Annotated in this window: 15 protein-coding genes and 2 pseudogenes; 14 read left to right on the top strand and 3 right to left on the bottom strand. The window is 59.0% G+C overall.

Features of this window, described 5'->3' with window-relative positions:
- Window positions 1–918, top strand: a 918-nt coding sequence (locus AC1DH9_RS10695) for an MFS transporter (RefSeq protein WP_477808150.1), incomplete at its 5' end; no start/stop codon positions are given.
- An 82-nt stretch (window positions 919–1,000) separates the two neighbouring features.
- On the opposite strand, the pseudogene AC1DH9_RS10690 reads toward AC1DH9_RS10695, so the two are convergent.
- Window positions 1,001–1,206: pseudogene (locus AC1DH9_RS10690) on the bottom strand (ubiquitin family protein); the annotation flags it as partial.
- Between the two features lie 91 nt (window positions 1,207–1,297).
- Between AC1DH9_RS10690 and AC1DH9_RS10685 the strand changes: the two are divergent.
- The 6 genes from AC1DH9_RS10685 to AC1DH9_RS10660 all read left to right on the top strand — a co-directional run bounded on the left by AC1DH9_RS10685 (window position 1,298) and on the right by AC1DH9_RS10660 (window position 8,700).
- Complete coding sequence (locus AC1DH9_RS10685; RefSeq protein WP_477808149.1) at window positions 1,298–2,029, top strand: GntR family transcriptional regulator; 732 nt, start codon at window positions 1,298–1,300, stop codon at window positions 2,027–2,029.
- A gap of 137 nt (window positions 2,030–2,166) precedes the next feature.
- Entirely contained in the window at window positions 2,167–3,450 is a 1,284-nt protein-coding gene (locus AC1DH9_RS10680) for an MFS transporter (RefSeq protein WP_427546793.1), read from the top strand.
- A 28-nt stretch (window positions 3,451–3,478) separates the two neighbouring features.
- Complete coding sequence (locus tag AC1DH9_RS10675) at window positions 3,479–4,324, top strand: amidohydrolase family protein (RefSeq protein WP_427546796.1); 846 nt, start codon at window positions 3,479–3,481, stop codon at window positions 4,322–4,324.
- A 46-nt stretch (window positions 4,325–4,370) separates the two neighbouring features.
- Window positions 4,371–5,702 (top strand): MFS transporter, encoded by a 1,332-nt coding sequence (locus AC1DH9_RS10670; RefSeq protein WP_427546799.1) that lies wholly within the window; start codon window positions 4,371–4,373, stop codon window positions 5,700–5,702.
- Window positions 5,703–5,805: 103 nt separating this feature from the next.
- Complete coding sequence (locus AC1DH9_RS10665; RefSeq protein WP_477808148.1) at window positions 5,806–6,285, top strand: GFA family protein; 480 nt, start codon at window positions 5,806–5,808, stop codon at window positions 6,283–6,285.
- A 132-nt stretch (window positions 6,286–6,417) separates the two neighbouring features.
- Window positions 6,418–8,700 carry a heavy metal translocating P-type ATPase gene (locus AC1DH9_RS10660; protein ID WP_477808147.1) on the top strand — a complete coding sequence of 761 codons (2,283 nt, stop codon included), beginning with the start codon at window positions 6,418–6,420 and terminating at the stop codon, window positions 8,698–8,700.
- A gap of 431 nt (window positions 8,701–9,131) precedes the next feature.
- On the opposite strand, the pseudogene AC1DH9_RS10655 reads toward AC1DH9_RS10660, so the two are convergent.
- Window positions 9,132–9,947: pseudogene (locus AC1DH9_RS10655) on the bottom strand (LysR family transcriptional regulator); the annotation flags it as partial.
- Window positions 9,948–9,984: 37 nt separating this feature from the next.
- Between AC1DH9_RS10655 and AC1DH9_RS10650 the strand changes: the two are divergent.
- The 6 genes from AC1DH9_RS10650 (at window position 9,985) to AC1DH9_RS10625 (ending at window position 15,739) form a co-directional block, all read left to right on the top strand.
- Complete coding sequence (locus AC1DH9_RS10650) at window positions 9,985–10,743, top strand: 5-oxoprolinase subunit PxpA (RefSeq protein ID WP_427546807.1); 759 nt, start codon at window positions 9,985–9,987, stop codon at window positions 10,741–10,743.
- A 92-nt stretch (window positions 10,744–10,835) separates the two neighbouring features.
- Window positions 10,836–11,081 (top strand): acetyl-CoA carboxylase, encoded by a 246-nt coding sequence (locus tag AC1DH9_RS10645; protein ID WP_427546810.1) that lies wholly within the window; start codon window positions 10,836–10,838, stop codon window positions 11,079–11,081.
- A gap of 10 nt (window positions 11,082–11,091) precedes the next feature.
- A complete protein-coding gene (locus AC1DH9_RS10640; protein ID WP_429538526.1) occupies window positions 11,092–12,465 on the top strand; it encodes an acetyl-CoA carboxylase biotin carboxylase subunit in 1,374 nt (457 codons plus the stop codon).
- The gene (locus tag AC1DH9_RS10635; RefSeq protein ID WP_427545858.1) at window positions 12,462–13,334 is read left to right on the top strand and encodes a 5-oxoprolinase subunit B family protein; all 873 of its coding nucleotides are present in this window, start codon (window positions 12,462–12,464) and stop codon (window positions 13,332–13,334) included. The genes AC1DH9_RS10640 and AC1DH9_RS10635 overlap by 4 nt, the downstream gene beginning before the upstream one ends.
- The gene (locus tag AC1DH9_RS10630) at window positions 13,331–14,305 is read left to right on the top strand and encodes a 5-oxoprolinase subunit C family protein (RefSeq protein WP_427545856.1); all 975 of its coding nucleotides are present in this window, start codon (window positions 13,331–13,333) and stop codon (window positions 14,303–14,305) included. The genes AC1DH9_RS10635 and AC1DH9_RS10630 overlap by 4 nt, the downstream gene beginning before the upstream one ends.
- Window positions 14,306–14,416: 111 nt before the next feature.
- Window positions 14,417–15,739 carry a purine-cytosine permease family protein gene (locus tag AC1DH9_RS10625; protein ID WP_427545855.1) on the top strand — a complete coding sequence of 441 codons (1,323 nt, stop codon included), beginning with the start codon at window positions 14,417–14,419 and terminating at the stop codon, window positions 15,737–15,739.
- A gap of 268 nt (window positions 15,740–16,007) precedes the next feature.
- Here AC1DH9_RS10625 and AC1DH9_RS10620 read toward each other — a convergent pair whose 3' ends face one another.
- Window positions 16,008–16,487 (bottom strand): VOC family protein, encoded by a 480-nt coding sequence (locus AC1DH9_RS10620; RefSeq protein ID WP_427545853.1) that lies wholly within the window; start codon window positions 16,485–16,487, stop codon window positions 16,008–16,010.
- Between the two features lie 138 nt (window positions 16,488–16,625).
- Between AC1DH9_RS10620 and AC1DH9_RS10615 the strand changes: the two genes are divergently transcribed.
- Window positions 16,626–17,162, top strand: coding sequence for a dihydrofolate reductase family protein (locus AC1DH9_RS10615; RefSeq protein ID WP_427545851.1), 537 nt, complete (start codon window positions 16,626–16,628; stop codon window positions 17,160–17,162).
- The last annotated feature ends 126 nt before the right edge of the window (window positions 17,163–17,288 follow it).

The following is a 17,288-nucleotide window of genomic DNA, read 5'->3' as shown; positions in this document are numbered from 1 at the left end:
AGCCAGGGCAGCCGATGGGACTGGTTCGAGGAACCTCGGATCCTGATGTTGACGATGATCGGTACAGCCGCGCTGCTGGCATTTTTCGGCCAGCAAACGTTGGCCAAAGGTCAGGGATTGCTCGATTTCACGGTGTTCAGATCGAGCGATTTTACCTTTGCCTTTATCGTCAGTTTTGTCGCCGGTGCCGCCTTGTTCGGCAGTGCGTTTTTGATTCCGGCGTTCGCCCTGTCAGTGCCTGCGTTAACGCTGACTGATGCCGGTTTGCTCCTGCTGCCCAGTGGTGTTTTTTTTGTTGGCTCGCTGCTCATCGCTGCCTTTCTTATCAAAGTCCGTCGCGTTCCACCGGTTGTGACAGTGCCCTTTGGCATCCTGTTGATCATGGGGGCGATGTGGATGCTGTCCGGTTCCACCAGCGAAAGCGGCACCGACGACTTGATGGCGGCCATCCTGTTGCGTGGCCTGGGCCTTGGCTTCCTGTTTCTGTCGATCACGCTGATCGCCTTCAGCGACCTCAACAGCCGCAACCTCGCCAGCGGCATTGGCCTGTTCAATACGGGACGTCAGTTGGGCGGCTTAATGGGCGTCGCCGGGCTCCAAACCCTGATTGATCATCACATCATCATCAATGTCGCGGCACTCGGCGCCAACGTCACCCCAGGAGGAAATGCCGTCATCGAACGGCTGACGACCATCACGGCGATGCTGGTGGGGAAGGGGATGGATCAAGCAGCCGCTGGCCGGGCAGCGACCAGCCTGCTGGGCAAGGTCGTGTCAGGTCAAGCCACGGTGATTGCTTTCGATACCGCGTTCTACGCAGTGGCCCTGCTGTTTGTGGTCGCAGCGCCTATGCTGGTCGGCATCAAGATTGGTCTGGCGCGCCATGCGAAAGCGCGCGCTGCGCAAACTGGCGCGTGAGACGCGATACACCAGCCGTCGGGCTTTGGATCAAGGCGTTTTGAGAGCAGGGATCAGGTGGGCGCGCCATCCTCGAAGCCATTAGCAGCGGGCTGATGTCCAGCGTTTCGAACTTGGGATACATCACCAACCGGTCACCGTCGAAGATCACCCGCTCGAGGCCCAGCGACTTGCCATTGAGCTGCACCAGTTCGACATCGGTATCCCGAGCGCCTCAATCATGCGCTCGACCGTCGCCCCTCGCGCGCACTCGTAGGTAAAGGACTGCCGGCACCGTTCGTCCGTCAGGTTCGGTAACCCTTATTGACAGAAAAATGCATCAGGAGAATACTCGGCCAATATTCATATAGATGACTAGATAACAAGGTGAATAAAGTCGATGAATTCCCTGTCCAGTGATGTCCGCCTACCGCTTTATCAACGCCTGCGTGATCAGTTGGCTGAACAGATTGCCAACAATCGCTGGCGTCCGGGGGAGGCCATTCCCACTGAAGCTGCGCTTTCAGCGGAGTACGAACTGTCCACTGGCACTGTGCGCAAAGCGGTCGACGCACTGGTCAGTGAGGGCATCCTGGAGCGTCAGCAAGGTCGAGGCACCTTCGTTCGTCGGCCTCAGTTTCAATCTTCGCTTTTCCGCTTCTTCCGCTTCCAGACTGCTGCGGGTGAACGCCAGGTCCCGGAGAGTCGCATCCTGTCTATCGAACCGGTGGCCGCACCCTCGGCGGTGGCCCAGGCGCTAGGGCTGCCAATCGACGCGCCGGTCATTCGCATTGTCCGCGTTCGTCTTCTGGATGTTCAGCCGGTACTTGCCGAAGAAATCTGGCTGCCTCGCAGCCGGTTTCAGCCGCTACTGGAGATCGACCTGAATCGAAAAGGGCCATTGCTTTACCCGATTTACGAAGAGCTCTGCGGTCAGGTCGTCGCCTCTGCCGAAGAAGCACTCACCGCCGAGTCGGTAAATGACGTGCATGCGCGGTTATTGAAAATACCGGTCAACAGTCCCGTGGTGGTGATCKAGCGTCTGGCGCGTGACTACGCCGGTGCGCCTCTGGAGTGGCGGCGCTCCCGTGGGCATGCCGAGCATTTCCGTTACAGCGTGGACATTCGCTAGCGCATTGCCCGGATAGCGGATCGCTCACCGGCGAATCGATCGCTGGCGGTTTCATCGTTTTGTTTGCCATGACTGGCCTCGCAGCGGCGCGGTTCGCTCTCGGCTGCCTCATGTTCCACCTATAAGGATAAGAAATCATGTTTAGCTGGTATCGCCAAGTCACTCCTCGGGAGCGCAAAACGTTTTGGGCCTGCTTCGGTGGATGGTCGCTGGACGCACTGGAAGTACAAATGTTCGGCCTGGCAATTCCGGCGTTAATTGCCGTCTTCGCGCTGACCAAGGGCGATGCCGGGCTGATCAGCGGCGTCACGTTGGTCACTTCGGCCATCGGCGGTTGGGTAGGGGGGACGTTGTCCGACCGCTACGGCCGGGTGCGTACGTTGCAGTGGATGATTTTGTGGTTCTCCTTCTTCACCTTTCTGTCCGCCTTCGTCACCGGGTTCCAGCAGTTGCTGATGGTCAAGGCGCTGCAAGGCTTCGGCATTGGCGGTGAGTGGGCGGCCGGCGCAGTACTGATGGCCGAAACCATCAACCCGAAATACCGCGGCAAAGTGATGGGCACCGTACAAAGTGCCTGGGCCGTAGGTTGGGGCGTGGCGGTCGGGGTTTTTGCGTTGATTTATTCGTTCGTACCGCAAGACATGGCCTGGCGTGTGATGTTCATCGTTGGCTTGTTGCCGGCGCTCCTGATCATTTGGGTACGGCGCAATGTCGAGGAGCCCGACAGCTTCCAGCGTCTGCAAAAAGAACACGTTATCCCACAAGGTTTTTTCAAATCCCTGGCCGGTATTTTCCGCCCTGAACTGATCCGCGTGACACTGCTCGGCGGGCTGTTGGGCCTGGGCGCACACGGCGGGTACCACGCGGTGATGACGTGGCTGCCGACCTTCCTCAAGACCGAACGCAACCTGTCGGTGCTGAACTCTGGCGGCTACCTTGCCGTGATCATCCTTGCCTTCTGGTGTGGCTGCGTCGTCAGCGGATTCTTGATCGACCGTATTGGCCGCCGCAAAAACATCGTGCTGTTCGCCCTGTGCTGCGTGGTTACCGTGCAGTGCTACGTGTTCCTGCCCCTGACCAATACCCAAATGCTCTTCCTCGGTTTTCCGCTCGGCTTCTTCGCAGCAGGCATTCCGGCCAGCCTCGGCGCACTGTTCAACGAGCTGTACCCGGCGGACGTGCGCGGTGCTGGCGTGGGGTTTTGCTACAACTTTGGCCGAGTGCTCTCGGCGGTATTCCCGTTTCTGGTCGGCCATATGAGTGACTCCATGTCACTGGGCTCGGCCATTGGCATCGACGCCGGGATCGCTTACGGCGTGGCCGTTATTGCGGCCCTTTGCCTGCCGGAAACCCGTGGTCGCAGTCTCGACGCTGCAATCCCCTCCGTCTCGGTGCAAGGCAGCGAAAGCGCCCGAGCGTGATGATCATTACTTGCGATAGATGAAACCCATGTCTGATACCTGTTCAACATCGATCACTGGCATCGACTCCCATGCTCATGTCTTTAGCCGGGGGCTGAAGCTGGCCGCTACACGGCGCTACGCCCCTGACTACGATGCCACGCTCGCGGAGTATCTGAATCACCTGGGCGCCCATGGCTTGAGTCACGGCGTATTGGTGCAGCCGAGCTTTCTGGGCACCGACAATAGCTACCTGCTGGCGGCGCTGAGGCAAGTGCCGGAGCGGTTGCGAGGAGTGGTCGTGCTGGAGCCAGGCGTTAGTCGTGCCCTGTTGAATGACATGGCTCACATCGGCGTGGTCGGCGTTCGTTTGAACCTGATGGACAAGGCGTTACCTGATTTTCGCAGTCGCGCCTGGAAAGAATTTTTCAGCCACATCGCTGACCTTGACTGGCATGTCGAATTGCATCGGGAGGTAAAGGATCTGCCGGCGCTGATCCATCAATTGACGCCGTTCGGTTTGAAGCTGGTGATTGATCACTTTGGTCGGCCGGATGCCAATTCGGGCGTCGATCAGCCAGGGTTTTCCGAGTTGCTGGAATTGGGATCGAGAGGGTCGATCTGGATGAAGGTATCGGGAATCTATCGTTTGGGAGGTACGCCGCAACAAAACCTCAATTTCGCCCGATCGGCATTACCGCTGTTGGAGCAAAGTTTCGGCCGCCACCAACTGGTATGGGGCAGCGACTGGCCACACACGCAGCATGAGAAAAACATCGGTTTCGACACCGTAATCGATCAGCGGCAAGCCCTGGAGTTTTCGATGCAGCTTAGCCATTCGTTGCTCGTGCAAGCACCTCAACGGTTATTCGGTTTTGCACAACGCGAAGGCTGAAGCTCACCCAAGAGCAGCCTATTACAACTACAAGAGAGCGGTTTCCATGAACAAACCATCCAGTACTGACATTGAACAATCGACCATGCGCAAATTGGGGATTCGCCTGATCCCCTTTCTCGTACTGTGTTATTTCATCGCCTACATTGACCGGGTCAATATCGGCTTCGCTGCACTGACCATGAACCAGGACATCGGCCTGACAGCCAGTGCCTTCGGATTCGGCGCCACGCTGTTTTTCGTCGCTTATGTACTGTGCGAAATGCCCAGTAACATGGCCATGGAGCGTTTCGGTGCCCGCCGGTGGATCGCGCGCATCATGATCACCTGGGGCATCGTCGGTTTCTGTTCGGCATTTGCGGTCGGGCCGATATCCTATTCGGTTTCCCGATTCCTCTTGGGTGCAGCCGAAGCCGGCTTCTTTCCCGGCGTCATTCTTTACCTCACGCAATGCATCCCCAAAGCGTACATGGCTCGAATCGTTGCGCTATTCATGGTGGCGATACCACTCTCCAACTTTCTCGGCTCACCGGTATCGGCTCTGCTGTTGCAATTGGACGGTCTGGCCGGATTCAAGGGATGGCAGTGGTTGCTGATGCTTGAAGCCATTCCCGCCATCACCCTGGGATTGCTCGCGCTGAAAGTGTTGCCCAATCGGCCAAGCGAAGCGAAATGGTTGACTCAGCGGGAACAGGATTGGCTAGGCGAGCAACTGACTAACGATAAGGCCGCACGCGAAAGTGGCATTCCTCAGCACGCTCACAGCATCAGTGGCACCCTCAAGGCCGTGTTTACCAACAAATATGTATGGGTGCTTTCGATTATCTACATGGGCAGTTCGGCAACCAGCAACACGCTGTCGTTGTGGATGCCGCAGATCCTGAAATCCTTCCATCTGACCAACATGCAAACAGGTCTGATGAACATGATTCCGTTCGGCATGGCCGCCGCGTTCATGATTTTCTGGGGACTGCGTGCAGACAAGAGCGGGGAGCGGATCAAGAGCACTGCTATTCCGCTGGCCATTACTGCGGTGAGCTTCGCTGCCACGCTGTTCACGGACTCCCTGACCATTACGCTGGTACTGCTGACGCTCGTATTGATGGGTAACTATGCGATCAAGGGGCCGTTCTGGGCACTTTGCTCCGAATCCCTGCCGCCGGCGACGTTGGCCACCGGGATTGCAGCGATCAATACTTTTGCCCACTTGGGTACGGGTGCCATGAGTTCGGTGATCGGTGTACTGCGTGATCAGACCGGGAGCTTTCCAATTGCACTGATGCCGCTCTGCATAGTGACCGCTATCGGCTCGCTATTGGTGTTTCTGATTGGCAAACAGAGCGCTCGTGCGAAGCAAGTCGCTACGGTCGGCAACTGACCGATTGCTTCTGAGGAGGCTCGAAATGGGCGAGCCTCCTTGTTGTGTATGTTCCAGTTTAAGGCCAGTAACATAACGGCCACCCCTTTTCCGGTACCAACGCTTGAACCGGCAGAATACCGATGAATCGTTCTTCAAGGAGATATCCATGACAACAGGGCAGTGTCTTTGCGGGGCTGTACGTTTTTCCCTCGGGGTTGAACCACGATTTTTTTATCGATGCCATTGCAGCCTGTGCCGCAAGCAAACCGGGGTCGGCCATAATCTCGCCACAGTGGTCAAAGCTCGCGACTTTCGATGGGAAGAAGGGCCAGGTGCGATCACCAGTTGGCGCAAATCCAGCGGGTACAGAAATGACTTTTGCTCACGATGTGGCTCGACCGTGCCTAATGCTCTTCGCGAAACGCCTTACTTCTGGATTCCGCTTGGACTTCTCGATGGCAAACTGAGCATGAAGTGTGTTGGAGACTTCTGCACCGATGACGCTATGCCATGGGATGAACAACGCTCGGGAAAAAGTCATTGCTCAACCCCGGACTCACTTGGGTTTCTTCTGCAGGAGCTCCAGGTCGACAATGATTGATTCAGGCGCTTGCCGAGGGCGCGGGCGAGGGTGGACTTGCCGCTACCGGCAGTCTGTCTCCTGTTCATACTGATGAGCAGCAGGCATTTTTGCAGAGTGTGAAGGCGTATCCCTTTTGAGGAACCCGCAACGATGCTCAACAAGTGGCTGGATCCCGCCCTATTGCTGCTGACCACGCTGTCACTGCTGGCGGGTGGCGTTGCGCATTTTGCCCAGCAGCCTGATTGGGCGGCAGTGTGCTGGGCCTTCGGCAGCCTGGTGATGGCTTTTGTGCTGTTGATCGAGATCGTCAGGCGTCTGGCCCGGCACGAGGCTGGGGTGGACTTGATCGCGCTGCTGTCGATCGGCGCGGCGCTGATGCTGGAGCAGATGCTGGTGGCGGCAGTCATTGCCTTGATGCTGGCCACCGGGCGCACCCTGGAGTTTTTCACTGCTCAGCGCGCCGAACGCGAGCTGCGTGCGCTCGTCGAGCGGGCACCGCGCTTTGCCTGGCTGCAGGAGCTGAACGACTTGCGCCAGATACCGGTTGAGCAGATCCAGCCGGGTCAGACACTGCTTGTACGCCTGGGTGAAGTGGTCCCTGTCGACGGCCGTCTACTCAGCCCCACGGCCACTCTGGACGAGTCGGCACTCAGCGGTGAGTCTTTGCCGGTAACCCGCCGGGAAGGCGAGCAAATGCTCAGTGGCGTTGCCAATGTTGGTGCGCCGATCCTGCTAATGGCGACGCAGACGGCGGCGCAGAGTACGTACGCCGGGATAGTGCGGCTGGCCGAGACAGCACGACGCTCGCGCGCGCCTTTCGTGCGTCTGGCCGACCGTTACGCCTTGCTCTTCATTCCGCTGACTTTGCTGATTGCCGGGCTGGCCTGGCAATTGAGTGGAGATCCTGTGCGGGCTCTGGCAGTTCTGGTAGTGGCAACGCCCTGTCCTTTGATCCTGGCGGTGCCGATCGCCATCATGTCAGGTATCTCGAAGGCGGCGCGGCGCGGCATCCTTATCAAGGACGGCGCCACCCTGGAAGCGCTGGCAGGGAGCAAACAGCTGTTTCTCGACAAGACCGGCACCTTGACCTGTGGGCACGCCCGTTTGCAGTCGGTTGAGGTCAATGGCCAGGTCGATCCACACCATCTGCTTGGCTTGGCCGCTTCGTTGGCGCAGGCCTCGGTGCACCCCATCTCCCAGGCCATCGTCGAAGCGGCGCGCCAACGCCGATTGCCGCTCAGCGCCCCGCAAGAGGTTGAAGAAAGTCCGGGCTCCGGTCTTTGTGGGCTGATCGATGGTCAGCGGGTGCGCCTCGGTACACTGTCTTTTGCTCATGCAGAGGCGTCTGTCAGCACTTGGGCCGCAGCAATGCTGCGCCACATGGACTACTTGGCCTGCGGTGGAAGCTTCATTGAAGTGGATGGGGTTCTCGCGGGTCTGCTGATCTTCTCGGACAGCCTGCGTCGGGAAACCCCGCAAACCCTTCGCCGGCTGCGCAACAGCGGTATCGAGCGGATTGTCATGCTCACGGGTGATCGCCCGGAAACTGCCGAAATGATTGCTCTGTCCGCCGGCATCGACGAGCTGCGTGCCGGGTTGACCCCGGAGGACAAGGTGCGCGCGGTACAGGAGGGCTGCACGCGCGCCAGCACGCTGATGGTCGGCGACGGCATCAACGATGCACCCGCACTCGCGGCGGCCACCGTCGGCGTGGCCATGGGGGCCAGTGGTGCCACTGCCTCTGCACAAGCGGCGGGTGTTGTGCTGCTGGTGGATCGCCTGGATCGTCTGGTCGAGGCGCTGGAGATTGCCCGCCGTACCCGCCATATCGCCCGGCAAGGCGTGCTGGCCGGCATGGGGCTGTCACTGCTGGCCATGACCGTGGCCGCCCTCGGTTACCTGCCGCCGCTCGCCGGCGCCGTGGTTCAGGAAGTCATCGACGTGCTCATCATCATTAATGCTCTGCGTGCATTGGGGCYATTCCCAGTACTGGGCCAACGACGACTGGCCGGCGAACAGATCGATCGCCTGCAAGACGAACACCGCCAACTCACCAGCGTGTTGAGTGATCTGCATCAACTGGCCGGCGATTTCGCCCGGCGTCCGCTTGAGCAAGCGCGGACCGATCTGCTGGAACTGGTCGAAAAGCTGCAAGTCTCGCTAGCCAGCCATGAACGCGACGATGAAAACACACTGTACCCGCTGCTGACCCGAAGCATGCCGGGCGAGGACCCCTTGTCGGCACTGAGCCACGGACACCGCGAGATTTTTCGCTGTATCCATTTGCTGGCGCGCATGAGCAGCGACTTCAGTGCCGACCCGACCTCTGTTCCTGTCGAAGAGATTCAGCATCAGTTAATTCGCCTGGATACCCTCGTGCAGCTGCACTTCGATCAGGAGGAGGAACTGTTCCGCTACCTTGATAGGCGCTAAAGAGCCTGCGGGACATTGTTCAAATGATTCCGGAGCATTCTTGAGTAATCCTTGATCCGGGCATTTCCCACTGCTCAGCTTGGGCTCGGTGTCGCTGGTTTAAGGGGTAAGTGGATGACGGTTTCTGGCCGATTCTGTTGAAAAAGTCGGTTTGCCCAAAACGCTCGAATATTGATGGGTGAAAACACCTCTTTTGCACGCTGCTACGTGAAATCAGAGTCCGGAAGCCTCTGCCCAAAGTAAAGATTTCAATCTCGAACGCGTACTTTATTGATGCGCAAACCATGGCCGACTTTTTCAACAGAATCGACCCAAACCAGTCATTCAAGACAGGCAGAAAACGGCCCAAATCTTCCCGTCACAACAGACCGGAAATGGCCCAAAGCTCTCATCGTAAATCCACAAAAGGAGGGTATGGTTTTCGCTATTTTTCAGCGTCGCGCAGACAGCTGTTGCGGCGCCAAAAATGCATCGTGGAAATAGTTACGAAACGCCTGCATTGCCGGGCTGAATTCGCGCTCGCGATGCCACGCCAGTCCGACACTCATCGGCGTCACCTTGTCGGTGACTGTCAGCGTTTCGATGCGTTTTCCTTCCAGTGACCAGGGGCGGTGCACCAAGTCCGAGAGGATTGCCACGCCGCTGCCATTGGCGACCATGCTGCGCACCGCTTCGACTGAACTGGTGCGCACCCGCACGTTTGGCTGCTGTCGCGCGTGTTCCCAGTAGCGCATGGCACTTTGTTCGGCTTCGTCGACGGTCAGCAGAATGTAAGGTTCCTTCGCAACGTCGGCGAGGCTGACTGCCGAACGCTCGCACAGGGGATGGCGGCTGGGCAGCCATAACCGGCGCTCGGAATTGAAGAGAATCTCCGAGACGATGTCCGAGTGAGTGAGGTTCGCGGTGAGCACCACGGCCATGTCGAATCGACCTTCCAGCAGGCCTTGTTCGATGGCTTGCCGTTCTTGTTCGTGGACTTCGATGGCCACGTCCGGATGCCAGTGTTCCAGGCGTTGCAGATGGTGCGGCAGAAAGTAGCCGATCACCGTATAGCTGGCGGCCAGTCGTAACAGGCCGCTGGCGCGAACGTCGGGCAGCGGGCTGTTCAATGCGTCGTCGACGCTGTGCAGAATCACATAGGCCCTGTTCAGAAAGTGCCGTCCGGCATCGGTCAGGCTCATGCCCTGAGCCGAGCGCTGGAACAACAGCGTGCCAAGCATGCCTTCCAGTTCCTTGATCGCAGTGGTGGTCTGCATGAAGTCACAAGCGTCAGGAGCAAGTGTTATGCAGGCAGTAGATTTCAACTCGGACATGGGCGAAGGCTTCGGCCCATGGACCATCGGTGATGGCGTCGACAGTGAACTGATGGCTTATATCAGTTCGGCCAATATCGCCACCGGTTTTCATGCCGGCGACCCCGGCACCATGCGTCGTACCATCGAACAGGCCAAGCGCCTGGGCGTGGCCATCGGCGCGCATCCGGGGTTTCGCGACCTGGTCGGTTTCGGCCGCCGGCACATTAATGCACCGGCCCAGGAGCTGGTGGACGACATGCTCTATCAGTTGGGTGCCCTGCGTGAACTCGCCCGGGTTCAAGGCGTGGCCCTGCAACACATCAAACCCCACGGCGCGCTCTACATGCACCTGGCACGGGACGAGGAAGCCGCCCGTTTGCTGGTGGAAAACCTCCAGCGCCTGGAGCCTGAGTTGCTGCTGTATTGCATGCCTGATTCAGTGATCTGGCGTGTCGCCAAGGAACTTGGCCAACCGGTGATCCGCGAGTTCTACGCCGACCGCGAGTACGACCTCAGCGGTTCCATCGTATTCACCCGCAACGTGCGGGCTTACGACCCAGCCCAGGTGGCTGCGCGGGTGCTGCGTGCCTGCCAGGAAGGCGTGGTGCGCACGGTCGAGGGTCAGGACCTGGCGATCGAATTCGATTCGATCTGTTTGCACAGCGACACACCGGGCGCGCTGGCATTGGTCGAAGCCACGCGTAACGCGCTCGATGGCGCCGGGATTCAGGTTCGCGCACCGCGCTGATGCCGGACGAAACACCTGGCACACAGACGCCAGGGTTTGAACACCGATTCATTTTTGCCTGCCTTTCTACAACTATTCCAAGAGGAACAGACATGGCCGAACACACTGTAATCACCCCATTGCCCGGGACCTTCTACCGCAAAGCCACTCCCGAATCGGCGAACTTCGTCGAGGTGGGCGCGCAGGTCAGCGCCGACACGGTGATCGGCCTGATCGAAGTCATGAAGCAGTTTTCCGAACTGACCGCCGGGACGGCCGGTCGCCTCAGCGCATTCCTGGTAGAAGACGGTGATCCGGTGGAGCCGGGTCAGGTCATTGCAACTCTCGACGAGGAGTGAGGGCGCGATCATGACTCAAGGCATTCGTAAATTACTGATCGCCAACCGTGGCGAAATTGCCGTTCGGATTATCCGTGCCGCCAAAGTACTGGGGATTCCCACCGTTGCTGCATGCAGCGAAGCGGACGTCGATTCCCAGGCCGCGCGCATGGCCGATGAAGTCCACATCCTCGGCCCGGCCCGTGCCGACAAAAGCTACCTCAACGTCGAGGCGCTGTTGGGTGCCCTGAAAGCCACCGGCGCCAACGCGGTTCACCCCGGTTATGGCTTTCTCTCGGAGAACGCCGACTTTGCTGAAGCTGTCCTTGCTGCTGGCGCTATTTTTGTCGGCCCGAGCCCGGAGACGATCCGGCGCATGGGCGACAAGGCCGAAGCTCGACGCACCGCACAGGAAGCGGGCGTGCCCGTGGTGCCCGGTTCGCCCGGTGAACTGTTCGATGTCGAATCGGCGCTCAAGGCCGCCGAAGCCGTTGGCTTTCCTCTGTTGATCAAAGCCTCGGCCGGCGGTGGCGGGCGCGGTATTCGTCTGGCGGAAAACGCCGAACAACTGGCTGAAGAGTTCCCCCGGTCCCAGCGCGAAGCCCAAGCTGCGTTCGGCAACGGCGCGGTGTATCTGGAGCGCTTCATCAGCCGGGCACGGCACATCGAAGTGCAGGTGTTGGGCGACGGTCAGCACGCTGTACATTTGTTCGAACGCGAGTGCTCGTTGCAACGTCGGCGGCAGAAAATCTTCGAAGAAGCGCCGTCGCCGGTACTCAGTCAGCAGCAACGCGAGACACTCTGCGCCAGCGCCGTGCGCCTGACCGAATCCCTTGGCTATAAGGGCGCCGGGACCTTGGAATACCTGTATGACGACGTGACGGGCGAGTTCTTCTTTATTGAGATGAACACGCGGATTCAGGTGGAGCACCCAGTGAGCGAACTGATCACCGGCATCGATCTGGTCCAGGCCATGTTGCGCATTGCTGGCGGCGAGCCGTTGGGCTTCAAGCAAAGTGATATTCAGCTCAATGGCGCTGCGTTGCAAATGCGCCTGAACGCCGAAGACCCAGCGCGGGATTTCTTCCCCAGCCCGGGCCTGGTCGAGGAACTGATCTGGCCGCACGGTGAAGGCATTCGCGTAGATACTCATCTGTATCAAGGCTATCGCGTGCCGCCGTACTATGACTCGTTGCTAGCCAAGCTGATCGTTCACGGTGCTGATCGCGCCGAAGCCTTGGCCCGTGCGCGGGTTGCGGTGAAGCAAACCACGCTCACGGGCATGGCCAGCACCTTATCGTTGCACGGCGAATTGCTGGAACAACCGTGGCTGCACAGCGCCGACTTCCACACCGGCACCCTGGAAACCTGGCTGGCCGAGCGCCGCCTCGGAGGTGAAGCGTGAGCAATCCCATCCGCTACAGCTTTGGCGCCGATGAGCATTTGTTTGCCGAAGTCAGTGATAGCATGTCTCTGGAAGCGTTTTTCAAAGGCATGGCGGTCACCCGCGCGGTAGAACGGCTGGCGCTGGATGGCGTGCTCGATGTGTGCCTGGCCAACGCGTCATTCCAGATTCGTTTTGACCCGGACCGTATCGCGCCTCATACCTTGCTCGAAGCCGTGAAAGGCGCAGAAGCCGAGGCAGTCGCCGAGCGCACCTTGCAGACCCGGATCATCGAAATTCCGGTGCTCTACAACGATCCCTGGACCCATGAGACCCTGATGCGTTTTCGCGATCGCCATCAGGACCCGAGCGCCACGGACCTGGAGTACGCCGCGCGGATCAACGGCCTGGCAGACGTCGATGCGTTCATCGCCGCCCACAGTGGCGCGCCGTGGTTCGTCTCGATGGTCGGCTTCGTCGCCGGGCTACCGTTCATGTTCCAGATGGTTGAGCGTGAACGTCAGTTGCAGGTGCCCAAGTACCTGCGCCCACGTACCGACACCCCGAAATTGACCCTCGGCCACGGCGGTTGCTTTGGCTGCATCTACTCGGTGCGCGGTGCCGGTGGTTATCAGATGTTTGGCGTCACCCCGGCACCGATCTACGACCCGCAGCAGAACCTCGCGTACCTGAAAGAGCACATGGTGTTTTTCCGGCCGGGTGACATCGTGCAGTTCAAACCGATGGACCGTGAGGCCTATGACCAAGCGGTGGCCGAAGTGGAAGTAGGGCGCTTTGATCTGAGGATTCGTCCGGTAGAGTTTTCGCTGGATGCGTTTCTGGCCGACCCCGTCGGCTATCCCAAGTCGCTGCAGGAGGTGTTGGCATGATCAAGGTACTCAAACCCGGTCTCGCCACTTCGGTACAGGACCAGGGCCGTGAAGGTTATTACCACTTGGGCATTCCGCCCTCCGGTGCGCTCGATCAATACGCCCTCAGTGCGGCCAATCAACTGGTCGGTAATCCGGCAGGTTCGGCGGCATTGGAATGCACGCTACTGGGGCCTGAGCTGGAATTTCAGCAGGATGCGCTGGTGGCGGTCTGCGGCGCGCACATGACGCCACGTGTTGATGGAGTGGAAATGCACCACGACACGGCGTTCACAGTGAAGGCCGGGCAAGTGCTGCGTTTTGACTTTCCGAAGGCCGGTGCCCGTGCCTATTTGGCGGTGGCAGGTGGCATTGATGTACCCATCGTACTCGGCAGTCGTTCGACGTATGCGCTCGGTGCACTGGGCGGTTTTCAGGGGCGTCGCCTGATCGCTGGCGACGATTTGCCGGTGGGCGTTGCCAGCGGCAAGAGCCGCGCCGGGGCCAGTTTGCCCATGGCGTTACGGCAATCATTGGGTGGCGAAATCACCCTGCGGGTGGTGCCAGGTTTGTACTACCACCGCTTGACCGAATCGGCGGCGAAGAGCTTTTTCGCCGAGCCGTGGACGGTCGGTTCGGAAGCCGACCGCATCGGCTATCGCTTCAAGGGCGGCAGCGCGCTGAGCTTTCAGCCCCGGGAGCAGCCGTTCGGTGCCGGTTCCGATCCGTCGAACATCGTCGACAGTTGCTACCCGATCGGCTCGATCCAGGTGCCCGCCGGGCTCGAACCCATCGTGCTGCACCGTGATGCGGTGTCCGGTGGCGGCTACGCGATGATTGGCACGGTGATCAGCGCCGACCTCGATTTGATCGGCCAGATGCAACCCAACCAGAAGGCCCGCTTTGTCGCGGTAACCCTCGAAGAGGCGCTGGAAGCGCGACGTTCCTATAAGAAAAAACTCAGCTGCCTGAGCAAGCTGTTCCCTTCCTGATTCTGCCCGCCGTCTAGCGCGGGCCATGCCAAACGGTACGCCAACGCCGCACTTCKGTGCGGTGACGGCTGCCCGCGCTTCAACCTTTGACTGGTTCTGGAGTTCACACATATGGCTGCTTTATCGCAATCGAGTCAAACCGGGCAAGACCCGGCCCATCATCCCGTTCCACCCGAAGCACGCATGGGCCGATTGTCCCTGACCATGGCTTGGTGGGCGGTGTGCAGTGCGATGTTTTACATCGTGGTCGGCGCTTCACTGGCGTTGTCATACGGTGCCCGAAATGCACTGATCGGGATGGTCCTGTCGGTGATCAGTTATGGGCTGGTCAACGGTGTGCTCAGTCGATTCGCCATCCGCAGCGGTTTGTCAGTGGCGTTGTTTTCACGGCTGTTGTTCGGCAGCACTGGGGCGTGCCTGGCAACTTTGATCTTCTTCTCGACGGCGATCTATTACGCCGTGTTCGAAGGCTCGGTGATTGCCGTTGCGCTCCATCATCTGTACCCCGAACTGCTCTATCCGCTGGCCGCACAAATCGTAGTGCTGTACAGCGTACCGATGATCCTGGGCAGCGTGCAGCACTGGCTGGACAAGCTTAACGGCGTGTTACTGCCAGTGTATCTGGGCGGCTTGCTGGTAGCGGTGGGGTTGTCGATCAGCCGTTATGGCTACCAGCCGCAATGGCTGGACTTCGGCCCGGCAACGCCCAGTGCATTTGGCTGGTGGGACTGCTTTGTCGCTTACATGGGTGTCTGGGTGCTGATGCTGTTCACCTTTGACTATGCGCGCTTCGGCAAGCCTGAGGACGCCGGTTATCACGGTCGCTGGAACTTCGGCATGCCGTTCTATGCGGTGACGTTTCTGCTCAATGGTGCAGCCGGCATCTATCTGGTCAGCAGCATTCCCCATGACGGCGCGTTGAACGAAGTGTCGGTGGTGATGGCGATTCTGCAGTTGATGGGCTTGTGGGGATTGCTGTTTGTCTGGGCCACGCAAACCCGGATCAACACCGCCAACTATTACTTGGCGACCCTGAACATGCAGGCGTTCTTTGCACGCTTTGGCATACGCGGTTCGTACTTGATGTGGGCGCTGACGGTTGGGGTGATCGTGTACGGCCTGATGCTCGCGGACGTGTTTACTTACATACTTAAAGCGTTGGCCTATCAGGGGATTTTCGTGGTGGCCTGGGTGGGTGTGGCGTTGGCGCAGATTGTCTACGGACGCGGTGACGTGGCAGCGCTCGAACGGGTGGCCGCGTTTAACCCGGTGGGCTTGACGGCCTGGTTTGGCGCCACCGCATTGGGTCTTGCGTTGATGTTTTCCGGCGGCGGCCTGAGCAGCTTTTCCGCGCCATCTACCGTGATAGTTGCATTTGCCTTGCAAGCAGGCTTATCCCATCGAAGCCGGTTGCGGTTAAGGTTGGCAGAGTAGAGTTTTGCAGTCACTCATCCCGTACCCGCCTGCTCTAACAAGGTAGAGCGGGCAATGGGAAGCTCATTTCGAATTCGCTGATGGGTATTCCAGTGACTGCTTTTGGCTGTGGATTCAACCGGTCATTCGTGACACGCAGAAAACGGCCGAAGGACGACCCGGTAGGGCAGACCTGCGCCATAAATCGCACGTTGCCGCACAGGCAATCACCGCTGAATCGGTCCATGCGGCGTTTCGTTTGAAATCAAGCGGCCGGAGTGTCAGCCGACTAACCCGCAAGTGCCGCTTCAATTGCCGCGACGTCGATCTTGGTCATTGTCATCATGGCGTCGAAAGCGCGCTTGGCCGCCGCTCGATCAGGGTTGGTTATCGCGGCGCTCAGGACCCGGGGCGTGATCTGCCACGACAGGCCCCACTTGTCCTTGCACCAGCCACATACGCTTTCCTGGCCACCGTTTGTGACAATCGCGTTCCACAAGCGGTCAGTTTCGGCCTGGTCGTCGGTCGCCACCTGGAATGAAAAAGCCTCGTTGTGCTTGATCCCCGGCCCTCCGTTCAACCCGAGGCAAGGGATGCCCATCACCGTGAACTCGACCGTTATCACATCGCCTTGCTTACCCGCCGGATAGTCGCCAGGCGCGTGATGGACGGCGACGACCGCGCTGTCCGGGAATGTCCGGGCGTAGAACTCTGCAGCCTCCTGCGCAGTGCCGTCGTACCAGAGGCAAATCGTGTTTTTGCTGACCATTTTGCTTCTCCAGAATCAGGTCTGATACGTTCATTCCAGCCGCGTAGTCAGCCGGGCTGAACGTTGGCAAATCAACAGGCAAACCCCAAGTATTGTTCAAAGCGCTGATTTTTCAAAAATCGGCCAAAGGAGATTTTGATGGCCACGGCACATGTTTTCATTGCCACCAGCCTGGATGGTTTCATCGCCCGACCTGATGGTGACATCGACTGGCTGTTGCAGCGCGATGATCCGACTGAAGATCATGGCTACTCAGCCTTCATCGCCGATAAGGATGTGATCGTGATGGGGCGGGGAAGCTATGAGAAGGCGTTGACCTTCGACACATGGTTCTACGACCGGCCCGTCGTGGTGCTGTCTGAACAGCTGGCCGATTCGGCGGTGCCCGAGGCACTGACGGGCAAGTTGCGTTTCTCCAACCTCAAACCCAGGGACTTGATGGAAGAAATGGCGAGGCAAGGCGTGCGTCGGGTCTATGTCGATGGCGGGCAGTTGGTGCAGTCATTCCTGCGCGAAGGGTTAGTCGCCGATATGGTGATTACCACTGTTCCTGTGCTGATCGGGTCGGGAAGGCCATTATTCGGGGCTCTTGAGCAGGACATTGATTTGAAACTGGTATCAAGCCGCTGCTTTCCTTCGGGGTTGGTGCAGTCTACTTATCGGTTGAACCTATGACCCGCTTGCGTGGATGTCCGATCCAAGAGCAATCGATTCAGTCCTAGGAAATACCTACAAACATCAGGTGCTCAAGAGAATTCTCCGACAGCTTTTCAAGGTTGCCGGGTGGGAAGGTGAATGGAT

It is taken from the genome of Pseudomonas sp. 05T35 (assembly GCF_056396605.1).
Note: the sequence above shows the minus strand (reverse complement) of the source record. Positions and strands in the feature narration are given on the sequence as shown.

Coding starts and splice junctions, on each gene's coding strand:
- AC1DH9_RS10625 (WP_427545855.1), top strand. CDS start 14,417: ATGGCTGCTTTATCGCAATCGAGTCAAACCGGGCAAGACCCGGCCCAT.
- AC1DH9_RS10640 (WP_429538526.1), top strand. CDS start 11,092: ATGACTCAAGGCATTCGTAAATTACTGATCGCCAACCGTGGCGAAATT.
- AC1DH9_RS10680 (WP_427546793.1), top strand. CDS start 2,167: ATGTTTAGCTGGTATCGCCAAGTCACTCCTCGGGAGCGCAAAACGTTT.
- AC1DH9_RS10675 (WP_427546796.1), top strand. CDS start 3,479: ATGTCTGATACCTGTTCAACATCGATCACTGGCATCGACTCCCATGCT.
- AC1DH9_RS10630 (WP_427545856.1), top strand. CDS start 13,331: ATGATCAAGGTACTCAAACCCGGTCTCGCCACTTCGGTACAGGACCAG.
- AC1DH9_RS10650 (WP_427546807.1), top strand. CDS start 9,985: ATGCAGGCAGTAGATTTCAACTCGGACATGGGCGAAGGCTTCGGCCCA.
- AC1DH9_RS10670 (WP_427546799.1), top strand. CDS start 4,371: ATGAACAAACCATCCAGTACTGACATTGAACAATCGACCATGCGCAAA.
- AC1DH9_RS10615 (WP_427545851.1), top strand. CDS start 16,626: ATGGCCACGGCACATGTTTTCATTGCCACCAGCCTGGATGGTTTCATC.
- AC1DH9_RS10620 (WP_427545853.1), bottom strand. CDS start 16,487: ATGGTCAGCAAAAACACGATTTGCCTCTGGTACGACGGCACTGCGCAG.
- AC1DH9_RS10645 (WP_427546810.1), top strand. CDS start 10,836: ATGGCCGAACACACTGTAATCACCCCATTGCCCGGGACCTTCTACCGC.